The sequence below is a fragment of the Pseudoalteromonas sp. MQS005 genome (assembly GCF_001661605.1).
GTDB classification, from domain to species: Bacteria; Pseudomonadota; Gammaproteobacteria; order Enterobacterales; family Alteromonadaceae; genus Pseudoalteromonas; species Pseudoalteromonas tetraodonis.
This window is the reverse complement of sequence record NZ_LYRQ01000072.1, coordinates 1-17,003: the sequence shown is the minus strand read 5'-3', so window position 1 is coordinate 17,003 and position 17,003 is coordinate 1. Positions and strand designations below refer to the sequence as shown.

13 protein-coding genes are annotated in these 17,003 nt (G+C 40.1%); 8 read left to right on the top strand and 5 right to left on the bottom strand.

Annotation, left to right across the window (positions count from 1 at the left end; genetic code table 11):
- Positions 1-96: 96 nt before the first annotated feature.
- The 6 genes from A9479_RS18055 to A9479_RS18030 all read left to right on the top strand — a co-directional run bounded on the left by A9479_RS18055 (position 97) and on the right by A9479_RS18030 (position 9,992).
- Positions 97-1,386, top strand: a complete 1,290-nt coding sequence (locus tag A9479_RS18055; protein WP_024600941.1) for a hemolysin family protein — start codon at positions 97-99, stop codon at positions 1,384-1,386.
- 200 nt (positions 1,387-1,586) lie between these two features.
- Positions 1,587-2,750: an efflux RND transporter periplasmic adaptor subunit gene (locus A9479_RS18050; RefSeq protein WP_013463138.1), complete on the top strand. Its 1,164-nt coding sequence runs from the start codon at positions 1,587-1,589 to the stop codon at positions 2,748-2,750.
- An 11-nt stretch (positions 2,751-2,761) separates the two neighbouring features.
- Positions 2,762-5,893 (top strand): efflux RND transporter permease subunit, encoded by a 3,132-nt coding sequence (locus A9479_RS18045; RefSeq protein ID WP_016899151.1) that lies wholly within the window; start codon positions 2,762-2,764, stop codon positions 5,891-5,893.
- Complete coding sequence (locus A9479_RS18040; RefSeq protein ID WP_064664181.1) at positions 5,893-7,302, top strand: efflux transporter outer membrane subunit; 1,410 nt, start codon at positions 5,893-5,895, stop codon at positions 7,300-7,302. The genes A9479_RS18045 and A9479_RS18040 overlap by 1 nt, the downstream gene beginning before the upstream one ends.
- A gap of 138 nt (positions 7,303-7,440) precedes the next feature.
- On the top strand, positions 7,441-8,061 hold the full coding sequence (locus A9479_RS18035) for a TetR/AcrR family transcriptional regulator (RefSeq protein ID WP_008464339.1): 621 nt from the start codon (positions 7,441-7,443) through the stop codon (positions 8,059-8,061).
- A 308-nt stretch (positions 8,062-8,369) separates the two neighbouring features.
- On the top strand, positions 8,370-9,992 hold the full coding sequence (locus A9479_RS18030; RefSeq protein WP_024600939.1) for a diacylglycerol kinase family protein: 1,623 nt from the start codon (positions 8,370-8,372) through the stop codon (positions 9,990-9,992).
- A gap of 42 nt (positions 9,993-10,034) precedes the next feature.
- Here the strand turns inward: A9479_RS18030 and A9479_RS18025 are convergent, their stop codons facing one another.
- Together A9479_RS18025 and A9479_RS18020 are read right to left on the bottom strand one after the other, a co-directional pair.
- Entirely contained in the window at positions 10,035-10,343 is a 309-nt protein-coding gene (locus A9479_RS18025) for a VF530 family DNA-binding protein (RefSeq protein ID WP_028834132.1), read from the bottom strand.
- A 97-nt stretch (positions 10,344-10,440) separates the two neighbouring features.
- Positions 10,441-10,743 carry a DUF1496 domain-containing protein gene (locus tag A9479_RS18020; protein ID WP_008112332.1) on the bottom strand — a complete coding sequence of 101 codons (303 nt, stop codon included), beginning with the start codon at positions 10,741-10,743 and terminating at the stop codon, positions 10,441-10,443.
- Positions 10,744-10,846: 103 nt separating this feature from the next.
- On the opposite strand from A9479_RS18020, the gene A9479_RS18015 reads away from it, so the two are divergent.
- The gene (locus A9479_RS18015) at positions 10,847-11,080 is read left to right on the top strand and encodes a TIGR02647 family protein (protein WP_008112333.1); all 234 of its coding nucleotides are present in this window, start codon (positions 10,847-10,849) and stop codon (positions 11,078-11,080) included.
- A 9-nt stretch (positions 11,081-11,089) separates the two neighbouring features.
- Here A9479_RS18015 and maiA read toward each other — a convergent pair whose 3' ends face one another.
- Both maiA and hmgA read right to left on the bottom strand, forming a co-directional pair.
- Entirely contained in the window at positions 11,090-11,719 is a 630-nt protein-coding gene (maiA, locus tag A9479_RS18010) for a maleylacetoacetate isomerase (protein ID WP_064664180.1), read from the bottom strand.
- 7 nt (positions 11,720-11,726) lie between these two features.
- Positions 11,727-13,028, bottom strand: a complete 1,302-nt coding sequence (gene hmgA, locus A9479_RS18005) for a homogentisate 1,2-dioxygenase (protein ID WP_016899146.1) — start codon at positions 13,026-13,028, stop codon at positions 11,727-11,729.
- Positions 13,029-13,180: 152 nt separating this feature from the next.
- Between hmgA and A9479_RS18000 the strand changes: the two genes are divergently transcribed.
- Positions 13,181-13,612 carry a MarR family winged helix-turn-helix transcriptional regulator gene (locus A9479_RS18000; RefSeq protein ID WP_016899145.1) on the top strand — a complete coding sequence of 144 codons (432 nt, stop codon included), beginning with the start codon at positions 13,181-13,183 and terminating at the stop codon, positions 13,610-13,612.
- A gap of 48 nt (positions 13,613-13,660) precedes the next feature.
- On the opposite strand, the gene A9479_RS17995 is transcribed toward A9479_RS18000, so the two are convergent.
- Positions 13,661-16,789 (bottom strand): TonB-dependent receptor, encoded by a 3,129-nt coding sequence (locus A9479_RS17995; protein ID WP_064664179.1) that lies wholly within the window; start codon positions 16,787-16,789, stop codon positions 13,661-13,663.
- Between the last annotated feature and the right edge of the window lie 214 nt (positions 16,790-17,003).

Here is a 17,003-nt window from a genome sequence, read left to right as displayed (position 1 = left end):
GTTATTAATATTATTTAAATATCAATTGCCCTGTCTATAAAAGCGTCTATAATCCAGCTGCTTTTGCTTGTAAAAGCGATTATTTTGGAGTTATAAATGGGTGATTTAATCGGGATTGCGTTATTAATCTTGATGAGTGCGTTATTTGCGATGTCAGAAATTTCGATTGCCGCTTCACGCAAAATTAAGTTAAGAGTAATGGCGGACGAGGGCAATGTGCACGCTTTGGCGGTTTTAAAGCTGCAAGAGCAGCCTGGGGCTTTTTTCGCCATGATCCAAATTACGCTCAATGCGATTGCGATATTAGGCGGGATTGTTGGCGAGCAAGCATTGTCTCCTTACATGCAAGAAATACTACAGCTGTTTTATCAAGGTCCATTACTTGGGCAAATTAGCTTTGTATTATCGTTTTTAATTATTACCTCGTTATTTATTTTATTTGCCGATTTACTACCAAAGCGTTTAGCGATGATTTTACCTGAGGCCGTTGCCGTGAGGGTGGTGACAATTATGCGCTGGGTTACTTTTGCGCTCACGCCACTGGTATTATTTTTTAATGGCTTAACCAATATTGTTTTACGGGTGTTTAAAGTGCCCAGTGAACGTGAAGATATTGTGACCACTGAAGATATTGTTGCGATGATGGATGCCGGTGCTGAGTATGGCAGTTTACAGCAACAAGAGTATGATTTAATAGGAAATGTATTTGATTTAGAAGCGCGTTTCTTATCAAGCGTTATGTCACCGCGTGAGCAAATTGTTTATTTTGATATTGATGAATCTAGCGACGATATAGCAAATAAAATTATAGATCACCCGCATAATCACTTTTTAGTGTGCAAAGGCAATCTTGATAAGTTAATTGGCTCTGTTGAGTCTAAAGATATTTTACGCCAAGTACTCAAAGGTGAGGCGGCAAATATTAACGATGACATGCTTGATAAAGATATTTTTTACTTGCCCGAAACATTGAGTTTATCTGAAGCGTTAAATGCGTTTAAAACCGCTGTGCATCCTTTTGCGGTGGTAGTTAATGAGTATGCTTTGGTGGTTGGGATTGTTACGGTTAAAGATTTAATGAAAGGTTTTATGGGCGATTTAATTACTCATCAAAGTGAAGAGTTAATTATTGAGCGCGACGCGAGTTCTTGGTTAGTGGATGGCTTAACCCCGATTGTTGAGCTGGCGAAGGTACTTGAAATTGATGAATTTCCTGATCAAAATCATTATGAAACCGTGGCCGGATATTTAATCTATACCATGAAACATATTCCTAAACGCGCAGAGTTTGTTTTATTTGCAGGTTTTAAATTTGAAGTTGTGGACGTGGAAGGAATTCGTATTGAGCAGTTACTAGTCTCTAGAGTTAATACTGACAGCGAATAATAACAGCCAACATAGCTTAAGAGCAGCCAATGAAAGTTCATTGGCTGCTTTTTTATGGGTGTTACTTAAATAACTCAGCTATTGTTTGTGTTACTTATCTATTCAATTGTAAAAATGTGTAAATGTTGATCAGTAGCTATTTTTAATTGCTGTACTATAGTTTAGAATGATCGTTCATTCTAAACTAAAAGGTATTTGACATGCAGCGTTCCCGCATCGCTTTTTTTGTATTTTCGGCCCTCGTTGGTTCTGTTGCTTTAAGTGGTTGTGATCAGGTAGCTGAACAACCTAAGGCTTCTGCTCCTGCAGCGACACCTGTTGGTGTGGTCACCTTAACAAGCCAAGCTATTACACTTAAAAAAGAATTACCAGGGCGTGTTAGTGCGTTTCAAATTGCTGAAATTCGTCCTCAAGTCAGTGGTATTGTTCAATCTCGGTTATTTGAAGAAGGCACACAGGTTGAGCAAGGCCAAGCGCTTTATCAAATTAATCCTGACATTTTTGAAGCAGAACTCGCAGCCAGCAAAGCGGCCGTTGCGCGCGCAGAGGCTAGTATTGCAAGCAGTAAATCTAAAGCGTCGCGTTATAAAGAATTGCTAGAAATTAAAGCGGTAAGCCAGCAAGACTTTGATGAAGCCGATGCAGCATACAAGCAAGCATCTGCAGAACTATTAACGGCAAAAGCACAGTTACAAAGCGCGCAAATTAATCTTGATTATAGTCATGTTTCTTCGCCAATTAGCGGTCAAATTAGTAAATCAAGTGTCACTGTCGGGGCACTAGTCAGCGCAGCTCAAACCACAGCATTGGCAACCGTTACTCAGCTTGATCCAATTTATGTAGATTTAACCCAATCAAGCAATGAACTAACCAAGCTAAAAAGAGCATTGGCATCGGGTTCTTTAGGGGTTGATTCAACCACGCAAACAGATGTTGAACTTATTATGGAAGATGGCTCTGCGTATCCTCATAAGGGAACATTACAGTTCTCTGAAGTGACGGTTGACCCAAGTACGGGTTCGGTAACGTTACGCGCTAAGTTTCCAAACCCTGAAAAACTATTGCTTCCTGGTATGTATGTACGTGCTGAGGTTGTTGAAGGGGTGAAATCTAATGCAATTCTCGCTCCTCAACGCGGCGTTAGCCGCAATACTAAAGGCGAACCTACGGCTATGGTTGTTAGCAAAAACAACACCGTTGAAAGCCGTGTATTAAAGGTAGAGCGTACTTTGGGCGCTAACTGGTTGGTAACCGACGGTTTAGCTGATGGCGATCAATTGATTGTGGAAGGGCTACAGAAAATTCGCCCAGGCGCACCGGTTGCTGCATCACAAGTACAGTCATCAGCAAATAACAGCCAATAACGGAGAATTTCATGTCACGATTTTTTATCGACAGGCCTATTTTTGCATGGGTACTGGCTATTGTGGTGATGCTTGCAGGTATTATTGCGGTTAAAAGTTTACCCGTTGCTCAGTATCCGTCTATTGCACCGCCTGCTATTACGATTACTGCTAACTACCCAGGTGCTTCTGCGCGTACTTTAGAGGACTCGGTGACCCAGGTTATTGAGCAAAAAATGAAAGGTTTAGATGGCTTGTTGTATATGTCATCGACCTCTGAATCAAGTGGTTCAGCAACATTGACTCTTACCTTTGATGCAGAAACTAACCCTGATATTGCACAAGTGCAAGTGCAAAATAAACTAGCAACAGCTACGCCATTATTACCTGAAGAAGTGCAACGACAGGGCGTTGTGGTTGCTAAGTCATCGTCTAGTTTTTTACTCGTTGTTGGTTTTGTATCGCAAGATGGCAGTATGACCAACATTGACATTGGTGATTATGTGTCATCAAACGTGCAAGATATTGTTGCGCGTGTTGATGGGGTGGGCGAAGTACAATTGTTCGGCTCTCAATATGCAATGCGTATTTGGCTCGATCCGGCTAAGTTACAAAGCTATAAACTAACGCCAAACGATATCTCTGCGGCAATAAAAGCACAAAATGCGCAAGTGTCGGCAGGTCAGCTCGGGGGCATGCCGTCATTGGCAGGTCAACAGCTTAATGCAACGGTAACGGCTCAAAGCCGATTACAAACACCTGAGCAGTTTAAAGATATTTTAGTTAAAACCAACAGCGATGGTTCGGTAGTGCGTTTACAAGATGTTGCTGATGTTGAACTCGGTGGTGAAAACTATGGTGTTGTAGCGCGCTTTAATGGTAAACCGGCATCGGGTTTAGGGGTTAAATTAGCCAGTGGCGCAAACGCCTTAGATACTGCACAAGGTGTAAAAGATGCACTTGAAGAACTTAAACCATTTTTTCCAGAAGGTTTAGAGGCGGTTGTGCCTTATGACACCACTCCTTTTGTTGCATTATCAATCGAAAAAGTAGTACATACTCTAATCGAAGCGGTCGTTTTGGTATTTGTTGTAATGTACTTATTTTTACAAAACTTCAGAGCAACTATTATTCCAACCATTGCGGTGCCTGTCGTATTGCTAGGTACGTTTGGTATTCTATTTACCTTTGGGTATTCCATTAATACCCTCACGATGTTTGCGATGGTACTGGCCATTGGTTTACTCGTAGATGATGCGATCGTTGTTGTCGAAAACGTTGAGCGTTTAATGACCGAAGAAAAGCTCTCTGCGGTTGAAGCAACGCGAAAATCGATGGATGAAATTAAAGGAGCACTGGTAGGTATTGCGATGGTGCTGTCGGCTGTATTTATTCCGATGGCATTCTTTAGTGGCTCTACTGGGGTTATTTATCGTCAGTTCTCTATTACCTTAGTGTCGGCGATGGGGCTGTCGGTACTGGTTGCGCTTATTTTAACTCCCGCACTGTGTGCTACGTTATTAAAGCCTAGCCATGTTCACACCGATGGTAGCTTTATTGGTCGTTTTTTCTCAGGCTTTAACCGTGGTTTTGATAAAACCAATAAAGGTGCGCAAGGTTTTGTTGGCCGCATGATCAAACATTCTAAGCGCTACTTGCTTAGCTATGCATTAATTGTAGGCGGCATGGTGGCTATTTTTTCAAACTTACCAACGGCATTTTTACCTGATGAAGACCAAGGTATTTTGTTTAACCAAGTAATGCTTCCTGCAGGCTCTACTACAGAGCAAACGCTTGAAGTGGTTAAAAAAGTTGAAAACCACTATTTAGAAGATCAATCTGAAGCCGTTAGTTCAATTTTTACGGTAACAGGATTTAGTTTTGCAGGCTCTGGACAAAACTCAGCAATTGGCTTTGTTAGCTTAAAGCACTGGGATGAGCGCCAACGTGACGACCTATCAGTGGGCGCCGTTGCAGGAAAAGGCATGGGGTATTTTTCAACGATTAAAGAGGCTTTTGTATTTGCATTTCCACCTCCGGCGATTGTTGAACTTGGAACCGCAAATGGCTTTAATATGTTTCTACAAGACCGTGTCGGTTTAGGTCATGATGAGCTATTAAAAGCGCGTAATCAGTTATTAGGTATGGCGAGTCAAAGTCCAATATTGGCAGGTGTTCGCCCTAATGGGCAAGAAGATATGCCTGAGTTACAGCTGAATATTGATCTTGCAAAAGCAGAAGCGCTTGGTGTGTCGCAAGGTGATATTAATAGTACGCTTTCGACAGCATGGGGTAGTAGTTATGTAAATGACTTTATCGACCGTGGTCGCGTGAAAAAAGTATATCTGCAAGGTCAAGCCGATGCGAGAATGGTGCCTGAGGACTTAAACAAATGGTATGTGCGTAATAAAAACGGCGATATGGTGCCATTTTCAGCATTTGCTAGTTCTTATTGGTCTTATGGTTCGCCTCGCTTGGAAAGGTATAACGGCTTTTCAGCAATGGAAATCCAAGGCAGTGCAGCGCCAGGCTACAGTACAGGTCAAGCCATGGATGAAATGGAGCGTTTAGTTAAGCAGTTACCACAAGGTATTGCTTCTGAATGGACTGGTATTTCATATCAAGAGCGATCAAGTGGTGGTCAAGCGCCGTTGTTATATGGATTATCACTGTTATTTGTATTCTTATGTTTAGCAGCGCTTTATGAAAGTTGGTCAGTACCATTTGCAGTAATGATGATTGTGCCACTGGGTATTTTTGGTGCAATTGTAGCCGCCTTTATGGGTAACTTATCAAACGATATTTACTTACAAGTGGGTTTATTAACCACCATAGGTTTAGCCTCTAAAAATGCCATTTTAATCGTTGAGTTTGCGATTCATAAAATGGAAGAAGGCTTAAGCTTAGTTGACTCGGCGATTGCCGCTGTACGCCTTCGCTTACGTCCTATTTTAATGACCTCAATGGCCTTTGTGTGTGGTGTGCTTCCATTAGCTATTGCCTCAAGTGCTGGTTCAGGTGCACAAAATGCATTAGGTATTTCAATTATTGGTGGAACACTTGCCGCCTCGTCATTGGTTGTTATTTTTGTACCGTTGTTTTTTGTTTTAGTACGTAGACTGTTTTCAGGAAAGGCTAAAACCACCTCCGAGGAGGAAGTATAATGAGTTTAAGAGCAATCAGTTTCAGTGCTTTTACTTTAGCAATTTTATCTGGATGTCAGTTAGCTCCTCAACAAGAAGCGCTAAATTTACCTATCCCTGATGCGTATGCATCAGAGACAGGGGATGAGCAGGTGTCCTCGTTAAAATGGCAGCAGTTTTTTAATGATGAAAAACTTAAAACACTGATATCACAAAGTCTTGAACATAATAAAGACCTACAAATAGCTGCTTTAAATGTTCAGCGCGTGCGTGGTTTGTATCAGATTGAAGATTCAGCGTTATATCCATCACTGGATTTTAATGCATCAGGAAGTCGTCAGCGTTTACCCAGCGATTTATCAGCAAGTGGTCAACCACAAATAAGTTCTCAATACAGTGCAACGGTAGGCATGACGGCTTACGAGTTAGATTTATGGGGTAAAGTACGCAATCAGTCAGAGCAAGCATTACAAACGCTTTATTCAACTCAACTGAGCCAATACACCATGCAAGTGTCGTTAATTGCAGAGCTTGCTAATGCCTGGTTAAATTACGCGACCGATCAACAGTTGTTAGCGTTGGCACAAGAGACGTTATCATCGCAGCAAGCATCCTTATCATTAACCCAAAAAAGTGTTGATTTAGGTGCCGCTTCTAAAATTACGCTGGAACAGCTTAAAAGTACGGTAGCCACAGCGAAAGTTGATATTGCTAAATACCAACGTTTAGTGAAACGCGATAAAAACGCGCTTGATTTATTAGTAGGTAAAACGGTAGGTGAGGATTTACTGCCAAGTAAATCATTAAATTATTTATTAGACTTGCCTAGTGTGCCTGTGGGTTTACCTTCTGATTTACTAACGCAGCGACCAGATATAAAAGCAGCAGAGCATCAGCTGTTAGCCGCTAACGCTAACATTGGTATTGCCCGTGCAGCGTTTTACCCGAGCATTAGTTTAACTGCCAATGCAGGAACTGCATCACGTGATTTAAGTAATTTATTTGATGCTGGCTCAGGCACATGGAGCTTCATGCCATCGGTAAATTTACCTATTTTTAATATGGGTCGAAATCAAGCAAATTTAGATGTCGCTAACGCAGAGCAACAAGTTGCTGTAGCAACGTACCAGCAAAAAATACAGCAAGCATTTCGTGAAGTTGCTGATGTACTTGCGGATAGAGAAGGCTATAACGCACAGTTAATGGCTCTTGAGGAGTTATTACAAAGCCGAAAGACAACCTTTGAATTATCGCAGGCGCGCTACGACAAAGGGGTTGATAGCTTTTTACAAGTGCTTGACGCTCAGCGAACTTGGTATAGCGCAAGGCAGCAATTGATCACGGGACAACAAGCTGTGCTTGCAAGCCAAATCAATTTATACAAAGCGGTTGGCGGTGGCTGGCAGACCACTACTTCAACCGTTAAGTAAATTAGTACGCATAAAGCCTGTTAACAATAAAAGGTTTTATGCGTGATTAAAGTAATGCCCGTTTAGCGTTTATTTTTTGTGATCAAAGCAGTAAACGCTAAATATTTCGAGTTGAGAGACTCGATACTGGAGTTTCAAATGAAACCTAAAAATAAAAAACACCTAGATCCGGTGCAAGCACAAGCGCGTCGCGAGCAGGTATTAACCGCCGCTGCTGATTGTTTTCGTCGCAAAGGTTACCATGGCGCAGGTATGGCAGAAATAGCTAAAACAGCAGGGATGAGTGCCGGCCATATTTATAATTACTTTGAAAGTAAAGAAGCCATAATTGAAAGTATTATTGAACAAGATATGGAAGAAATGTTTTCCATATTTCAAGAGTTTGAAGATCAACCTGGCGATATTTTAACAGTGTTACTTGATGGCTTACACCATGGTGTGCAGCGTCATATGGACACGGGGGCCTGCGTAGTTGACTTAGACATGATGGCAGAGGCCAGTAGAAACAAAAAAGTCGCTTTATTACTACGCGAGGCTGATACGCAAGCACGTAACAGAATGCGTGATTTATTAGTCAGTGAAAGTAGTTTAATAAAATCACATTCAGAGCAAGAACTCGAAAGCCGCATTAATGTGATTTTCTCAGTGATGGCCGGACTGCTATTACGAAAAATGTTATTTCCTGAATTGACCGAGGAAACCGTATTGATTGCACTGCGCCCAGCGATGAAAACATTACTTATGCCATTTGATAAATAATAAGTTGAAGCATTAAATAACTATGAATATTTGACTGATATTGTTGTAAATATGAAAGAGTTATATAAATTAAGCTGCTTTTATTTAAGCGTAATCAATAAAAACTGAGTACGATGTTTTAGCGTGAAGTCATTCCTTTTCATATTAAAAAAGCAATGATTAACAGTGGGTTATAGCCAATTGATGTGATATCGACGCCGGTGGCGAAACGACAATAAACAAGATAAATTGCTTTTTTGGCGTATTATTTGCAAGTTAGGACTATATTAAAGGCGCTAATATGGCGCTGCCAACTTAAAGGAGAGCACATGTGGGCTGCAGTCAGTTATCTTGTAACAGCATTAGTATTTATAGTACTGGGATTGAAGGTTAATTCTGTTTACTTCGCGGTTGCATTTTTTTGGACGGCGCTGTCGCTGATATTGGTCAGCGGTGCTTATTTTTTTAATGCGGGGAAAATATTCAGAAAGCGAGAAAATGGCGTTATCCCTTTTTACATTCGTTGGGCATTTGTTCCTTTTTTGTTAGGTGCACAAATTTATAATGCATGGTCACGCAAACACGATAAGGTACCCCCAATTCAACAAATAAACGATAACTTATTTTTAGCATGTCGTTTGTTTCCCTCTGATATAGATACATTAAAAGAAAATGGCATTACCGCTATTTTAGATGTGACTTGTGAATTTGATGGACTTGAGTGGACATCTACCCAAGAAAATATTAGTTATTTAAACATTCCTGTTCTTGATCATAGCGTGCCTACTCACTCGCAATTAAACCAGGCAATTAACTGGATCCATCACCATATAAAGAAAGACCGTCGTGTTGTGGTGCATTGTGCATTAGGTCGCGGACGTTCGGTTTTTGTTATGGCAGCGTATTTATTGAGTCAAAATAAAGAAGCTGATGTACATGACATTCTTGCTCAAATCAAAGAAACACGTGAAACAGCCAATCTTAATAAACGCCAATTACGCCATTTAGTTAAGCGCCATCGCAGGGGGGAGCTACTGATAAAAAATAAAGCATATTTAATTGCTAATCCTGTATCAGGCACTAAGTTATGGTCTGAAAAAGAGCATTTAATCGTTACACGTTTATCTGCTTATTATGATTTAACCATTTTAAAAACTACACCGGAACAAAACGGCATTACATTGGCTAAACAAGCTATAGAGCACGAGCCTGATATTATAATTGCCTGCGGTGGAGATGGCACAGTCACTGAGGTTGCCAGTGTTTTAGTGGGTACGTCTTGTCGATTAGGAATTATACCGTTGGGGACAGCTAATGCGTTGGCCCATGTGCTGATGGGAATAAAATCTAAATTTATTCCTGTTGAGCAAGCGTGCGATTTAATAATTGATGGTCAGACAAACCTGATCGATACCGCATATTGTAATAACGATTTGATGTTATTGCTAATTGGCATTGGCTTTGAGCATGCAATGATTGAAAAAGCAGATAGAGAGTCGAAAAATAAATCTGGCCAGCTTGCTTATTTAAATGGTTTTTTACATTCCTTTGGCGAGAATAAAGCGCAAAAGCTGATGGTTAAACTCGATGATAATGAGCCTGAAGCTATTAATACAAATAGCTTTATTGTCGCTAATGCTGCCCCATTTACAACCCTTTTAGCCCAAGGTGGGGGACAACCCGACCACCGTGATGGATTATTAGACGTAAACTGGTTAACGCCAAACAAAGACAATGAAACCACAGTATTGAGTATTGCTGAGCTAATGTTTAGCAGTATCACGCAAACACATTTTGCTATTAACTCGCATTATACTAACGCAAAACGTGTAGAGATAAGCGCAGATAAAACGCTAGATTATGTAATTGATGGTGAGGTTAAATCTGCCGATAAAGTGGTAGTGAGTATTCACCCTGCTTCATTGAATGTAATATGCCAAGAACAAAACTAAGTGACTAAAAATGGCGTAAATATTACGCCATTTAGCACTCATTTATTTTTTAATAGAGGGCCATACAAAATCTGATGTATCAGGTTGCGTGGGCTCTGTTAGTTTTGGTTTATTTCTGGGTTTTCGTAGCGGTTTATTACTCATGGTATGAATATAAAGTGCTTCTACTTTATCTCTTGCCCATGGGGTTTTACGTAAAAATTTTAAGCTTGATTTGATACTCGGAGAATCAGTAAAGCATTTTATGTTTACTTGTTCACCCATTGCTTTAAAGCCTAAACGTTGCTCTAGTTCTACAAGAATTTGCTCTAAAGTTATCCCATGTAGCGGGTTTTTTGGTTGATTATTCATAGTCACACTGCTTTTTTAAACTGCATGTATTGTAACGTATCCCACCGCATCTTAATAGTTTGGAGATGGCTGGCAGATTCCAGATTGTTAATCTTGATTAATTTACAGTAATAGTTGCAGGCTTCTTGGGGTAAATAAGGTTACCTTGCTTATCAAGCTTTAGCCAAATCAATTGACTGTTGTTATGTTGGGGGTACTTTGCAGCACAAATAAGCGTAACTGAGTGAACCTGCAGTATAGCTCCTTCGCTGTAACGTTTATTATCATACCAGCACTCAGTGCTAGTGTTTATAAGCTGGGTAGCATCAACAATAGGAAGCGTTTTTATTGTGCTAGCGAAGCTTAAAGCTGAAAAACACAAGCATAAAACAGTAATAAACGAAGTAAAATAATAACGCATCAAAAACCTCCAGTGTTTAAAATAAGTACACTTAGCAAAAAAACATGCTAGGGTAAGTAAGACAACATAAGTAAAACACAGAACAATAAAAAGGTGAACAGATATGCTATTTAATCAAACGATGATTGACGAATTTACACTACTAGCAAAATTTCCACGCGAGAGCAAAATGCAGGGAATTAAACTTCATTCAGACGCTGAACCCGCCTTACTAAGCGCAGCACAACGTTTGTTCGATAAAGGGGTTATAGATAGCCCAGATGGCGGTTATTTAACCGAACTGGGCTTAGATTTAATTGAGCATGTGACGGTAATACACAGTGCACTTAAAAGTTAATTTACTCTATTAGTTTGCATCAGGTTGATTTTCAGGGGCTGCATCAATAAAGGCTGCCAACTCATTACAACGCTGATATATGGCTGCTATTTTAGGGTAGGCAGCCATATCTACTTTAAAACGAATGGCATTAAATACCTGCGGTACTAAACACACATCAGCTAAGCTTGGTGACTCGCCTGCGCAAAATGTATTTTTACTATCGAGCATGCGTTCTATTTTTTCAAAACCCACTTCAACCCAGTGGCGGTACCATTTATTTTTTGCTTCATCATCAACATTGAGTTCACTACTTAAATACTTAAGCACACGTAAATTATCAATCGGGTGAATATCACACGCAATTGCATAACTTAAATTGCGAATATGTGCTTTTTGCCATGCATTACCAGGCAGTAATGGTGTTTCAGGGTATTGCTCTTCAAGGTACTCTAAAATTGCTAGAGATTGACCTAATACGCCGCCTTCTGTTTCTAAAGCAGGTAAAAGTCCTTGGGGGTTTTTCTGTAAGTAATCTGTGCTTTGTTGCTCTGATTTTAGTAAGTTTACCGGCACCAACTGGTGATCAATATTTTTTAGGTTTAATGCGATGCGCACACGATACGCTGCAGATGAGCGAAAATAAGTATAAAGCTTCATAATCTAATTACCCTTGATTGCCGTTAAAGTGTTTTTTAATTGTGCGCCAGCAGTCAGTGTAATTAGCTTGGCGCTCTTTACCTTCTAATGCGTATTTAGTTGGCGATATCACATAACGTGACTCAAACATAAACGCCAGTGTATTATCGTAGCGTTGTGGTTCTAAGTCCGCATTTGACGCTTTTTCAAATACATCCGCCTCAGGACCATGCGGCGACATACAATTATGTAAGCTCATCCCTCCTGGTACAAAACCATGCTCTTTTGCATCATAAACGCCTTCAATTAAACCCATAAACTCACTCATAATATTGCGGTGATAATAAGGTGGGCGGAAGGTGTTTTCAGCGACCATCCAACGCGGTGGAAAAATAGCAAAATCGATATTTGCAACGCCTTCAGTGCCTGATGGCGAGGTTAGTACCGTGAAAATTGATGGATCGGGGTGATCAAAGCTAACGGTATTCATGACATTAAAGCGAGCCAAATCGTATTTGTAAGGCGCACTGTTACCTGTCCAAGCAACAACATCAAGAGGAGAATGACCAATATCACAACGAAACATATTGCCATTAAATTTAGCAATCAGTTCAAATTCGCCTTCGATGTCTTCAAAAGCCGCTACTGGATATTGAAAGTCGCGGTCGTTAGCGTAACCATTTGCGCCCACAGGACCGCGCTCAGCAAGAACATAAGCATGGCCGTAGTTTTCACAAATGTACCCACGGGCTGTGTCAGTTAATAATTGAACCTGAAACTTAATGCCGCGCGGAATGACCGCAATTTCACCGGCTTTAATACTTAAATGCCCGAGTTCTGTTTTAAGTAATAACTCGCCGTGTTGTGGTACAAATAACATCTCGCCATCGGCGTTATAAAAAAAGCGCTTGTCCATTGATTTGTTGGCGACATAAACATGAATGCCAATACCGGCTTGCCCATTGGCGCTGCCATTTGCAGCCATAGTGATTAAGCCATCAATAAAATCAGTAGGTGCTGCTGGTATATCAATGGGATCCCAACGAAGCATGGTGGGCGGCGTTGGCACTTCAGTAATAGGCGCTGTTCTAATTAAGCCATTGTCTATGGCTGTGTAATCACCTTGCACAACTGATGGACGAATACGGTACATCCACGTGCGGCGATTATCGGCGCGCGGAGCAGTAAAGGCAGTGGTACTAAATTGCTCTGCGTATAAATCGTATTTTACTTTTTGCGGGCTAAATTGCCCAATCGGTAATGCACCAGGCAGCGCTTCGGTTTCAAATTCATTACCAAAGCCGGTCATATAGTTTAATTGTGTCGCCATTACTGACTCCTGTGAAAGTGGGGGAGTGTTATATTTTTGTTATTTACGCTAAGATACTCTCAAGTGAGACTAATATCAAACACACTGATTATGACCCTTGTAAATAAAAGTGAACAAATAAAAGTCGTATGTAAATAAATAAGTGATTCAATATGAAAATAGATTTAACGACATTTTTGCCTTACCAATTAACACACTTAGCAACACTGGTAAGTAATGATTTTTCGAGTATTTATAAAAAAGAGTTTGACTTAACTATTCCTCAGTGGCGAATAATCGCTAATTTAGCACAATCTGGGCAAAGCACAGCAAAGCAGCTATGTACTCAAGCGGATATGGATAAGTCGACAGTATCAAGGGCAGTAAAAACGCTAATTGATGAAGGGCTTATTTATAGCGAGTTAAATAAGCATGATAAGCGCGCTGCATTTTTGATGCTAAGTGATAAGGGCATGGCTTTATATGAAAAAATAACGCCACAAGCATTGCAGTGGGAGCGTGCATTATTAAGCTGCCTGTCGGATGCTGAACAGCATCAGCTAATCGCAATTTTTGATAAATTAAAAAATAAATTACAGGCATAAAAAAGCCCACAAAGTGGGCTTTTAAATACACTAATTTAATCAATCAAATTAGAACGTGTAACGAACACCTACACGCATTTCCCATAAAGAGGCATCGCGTTGTACAGACTGTTCAGCACTACGTGCACTGAAGTTTGAGTAAACGTATTGACCTTGGTCATTAATATTTATTTCAACCATCTTATTACCCACGAAAGAACCTTTTCTTAATACACCCCAATCATCGTTTAACATATTCGTTAAGTTATCGATTACGAAGAATGCTTCACCTTTATGGCCATCCATAAAGCCAGGTACTTCTTGAGTAATTTTAAAGTTAAATTTCACGAACCAATCAGAGTTTTGTTGGTTACGACCTGTGATTTCACCACGTTTAAGGCCTTCAGATGCAATAAAGTCGTTAAACTCATTGATTTCATCCGCACTCATGTTGTAGACAACGTTTGGATCATTTTCAAGTGGTACATACAATAATTGACGCGCGCCATTTGAATTGTCGTCACCAAATTGAATATCGCCCGCACCGGTGTCACGATTGCTCTTGTAAGTAAAGCTATATGGTAAACCTTTGTATGCTTCACCAAATAGGTTAAAGCGGGTGTTATAACCATCGAAGAACTCGTGTTTATAACCTAGGTTTAATGTAAAGCGATGTGGGATTTCGTAATCAGATGATGCTACGCCAGGGTTACCTGGGTTTGATGTTGCTAGGTTACCGTAGTTTGAGCTGGCTACAGAGCTAGTCATTGGGTTTACATCATCTGCATCAGTGTAAGCGTATGAGAACTGAACGCTAACGCCATTATCAAACGCTTTGCTCACTGCTGCTGAAATGATTGATGATGAACCGCTATCGCCGTTAACATTAGTCAATAAAAGCTCGCCATCACGACCTTCAATTGATTCATACAAAGGACGACCGTCAAAGCTAACTTCACCTGTAGGGCGAAGTGCGATATCTTGTAATGTCGCTGCATCGCGTTTATCAGTGTAAAGGTAATCTAAAGCAATAACATAATCGTTTTCAGTAGTGTAGGTTGCACCTACTGAATATTTCCATTCTGATGGAATTTCAAAGTTAGGATCAACAGCGTTAACAGTACCATCACCTGAACCGATTGGCGTATTAGCTACCTTATCAAACTGAGATTTTGGAATATCAAAACCTGGGCCCGCACCTGTAACTGTAACGTTTTCAGGAGCAAATAAGTCTACGCTACCAAACTGGTTAGCACTAATATTTGTAATACCGTCATTTGAGTATGAGTTAGATAACCATACATTTGGATTACCGCCTGAGAACAAGCCAACACCTGCACGTACTTCTAATGCATCTGTTGCATACCACTCAAAACCAACACGTGGTTGAATTAAATCAATACCATCAAAAGTTGACTGATTGCTAAAACCGTAACGATCAGTAAAGTTTTGGTTGAAAGTAGGTTTATCATCGCTTGAATAACTATCGTAACGAAGACCAAATGTTAATGATGCATCGATATCTGAAAAGCTGTATTCATCTTGTACATAGAATGTATTTTGTGAATAAGCGAAGCTAGCAGCCGCATCTGTAGGATCATTTGTGCCTGCTGCATTATTGTAAAATACTGCACTAGCAATGCCTTGCTCATAAGCATCGATAGATGCAAAGCGCCATTCACCTTCAGTATGTTGTACGAATTGGTTAAATACTTCTAACTTTTCATACTCAAAACCAGCGGTAATCGTGTGCTGATCAAGGTAGTAGGTACCCGAGAATTTAGCTGTTGTGGTATCGTAGTTTAAATCATTTGATTGACGAGAGTCATCAGGACCAACGTACACAGTAGCGTCGTTAGTGCTGATTTGGAACTCACCAAAACCGCTTGCTGCGTCTAAAGATTGAACGCGAGCGTCAAGCTCTGATTTACCTAAACGAACTTCAGTTGAAAAATTGTCATTCCAATCAGAGTAAAGTGATGCAACGATTGAAGTGAACTCTGCGCCTTGCTCATAAAAGTGGCTGTCAAATGCGAGCTCATCACCATCTGCATCTGATTGCGATAAAGTAAAGCCATCATTGTAGTTATAAATTAGGTTAGCACGGTGGTCATCGTTGATGTTCCAATCTAGCTTCACTAAGATTTTTTCATCTTCTACTGGTGAGCTTGCTGGTGTTGCACCGGCTTCGTAACCATAAACATCACGTGTAATTTGTTTAATACGCTCGATGTCTGCTGACGATACTAAAGATGAATAGTTAAACTGTTTAACACCTTCAAGTTTTTCGTAAGAAGTGAATAAGAAAAGCGTGTCATTAATTAGCGGTAAACCAACATTAAAGCCATAACGTTTTTCACTGTAATCACCGTTATCAACGTCATTACCTTCAATCTTATCACCTTTCATCGAATCGTTAGTGTAATCGTAGAATACACCACCGTGAATGTCGTTGCCGCCAGATTTGGTAACTGCATTAATGTTACATGATGTGAAACCACCATATTGAACATCAAAAGGGGCTAATTCTACCGCTACTTGCTCGATTGAATCAAAAGAGAACGGAGCGCGAATAGTAGGGTAACCATTTGAGCTTAAACCAAAGTTATCGTTCATACGAACGCCATCAAGGGTTAAGCTGTTAAAACGTGGATTACCACCACCACAGTTGATTGAACCACGGCTATCATCGATAGCAACTCGAGGGTCAATACGAATAATATCTTTTAAATCACGGTTAATAGCTGGTTGATTTTCAAGATCGCTTAATGTAAATGTTGAAGCAGGACCCGTACCACCAGACATAGTGCTAATAGGGCGACCAGTTACTACGATTTGTTCAACATCTGAGATATTTTCAAGTGAAGTATTAACAGGGTAGTCGCTACCAATGTTCAAGATAATATTATTGAACTCTTGGTCAGCGTAGATGTCTGAGTCTACGATTACTTTGTAAGGGCCGCCAACACGAAGTCCTTTAGCAGTAAAGTAACCAGCGTCATTTACTTCAGTTGTTTTAACAGAGCCTGAAGGAACGTGTAAAATAGTAATTTTAGTTCCTGCAGCAGGGTTACCGTTAGGACCCTTTATTTGACCTTTAATTGCAGAGGTTGTTTCGTTTGCAATTGCAGCACCACTCACACCAACACATGCTGCTATAGCAAGTGATAGAGCTGTTTTGCGAAGTTGAATTTTCATTTTATTTTCCCGTGTAGTTAAATAAACTTTTAATTGCTTTTTTATTTTAATTTTGGATTAAGCGACCACAAAATACACTTAACCCAAAATACTTACATAGTGTACCCCATTTGTTTGTTACAAATAAAATACAACTGTAATATTTTTATTATAAAACACTTTATTTATTAAATTTAGCATTTTATCTATGCTTCAATATTTTACCGAGTAGATA

Coding starts and splice junctions, on each gene's coding strand:
- A9479_RS18055 (WP_024600941.1), top strand. CDS start 97: ATGGGTGATTTAATCGGGATTGCGTTATTAATCTTGATGAGTGCGTTA.
- A9479_RS18050 (WP_013463138.1), top strand. CDS start 1,587: ATGCAGCGTTCCCGCATCGCTTTTTTTGTATTTTCGGCCCTCGTTGGT.
- A9479_RS18045 (WP_016899151.1), top strand. CDS start 2,762: ATGTCACGATTTTTTATCGACAGGCCTATTTTTGCATGGGTACTGGCT.
- A9479_RS18040 (WP_064664181.1), top strand. CDS start 5,893: ATGAGTTTAAGAGCAATCAGTTTCAGTGCTTTTACTTTAGCAATTTTA.
- A9479_RS18035 (WP_008464339.1), top strand. CDS start 7,441: ATGAAACCTAAAAATAAAAAACACCTAGATCCGGTGCAAGCACAAGCG.
- A9479_RS18030 (WP_024600939.1), top strand. CDS start 8,370: ATGTGGGCTGCAGTCAGTTATCTTGTAACAGCATTAGTATTTATAGTA.
- A9479_RS18025 (WP_028834132.1), bottom strand. CDS start 10,343: ATGAATAATCAACCAAAAAACCCGCTACATGGGATAACTTTAGAGCAA.
- A9479_RS18020 (WP_008112332.1), bottom strand. CDS start 10,743: ATGCGTTATTATTTTACTTCGTTTATTACTGTTTTATGCTTGTGTTTT.
- A9479_RS18015 (WP_008112333.1), top strand. CDS start 10,847: ATGCTATTTAATCAAACGATGATTGACGAATTTACACTACTAGCAAAA.
- maiA (WP_064664180.1), bottom strand. CDS start 11,719: ATGAAGCTTTATACTTATTTTCGCTCATCTGCAGCGTATCGTGTGCGC.
- hmgA (WP_016899146.1), bottom strand. CDS start 13,028: ATGGCGACACAATTAAACTATATGACCGGCTTTGGTAATGAATTTGAA.
- A9479_RS18000 (WP_016899145.1), top strand. CDS start 13,181: ATGAAAATAGATTTAACGACATTTTTGCCTTACCAATTAACACACTTA.
- A9479_RS17995 (WP_064664179.1), bottom strand. CDS start 16,789: ATGAAAATTCAACTTCGCAAAACAGCTCTATCACTTGCTATAGCAGCA.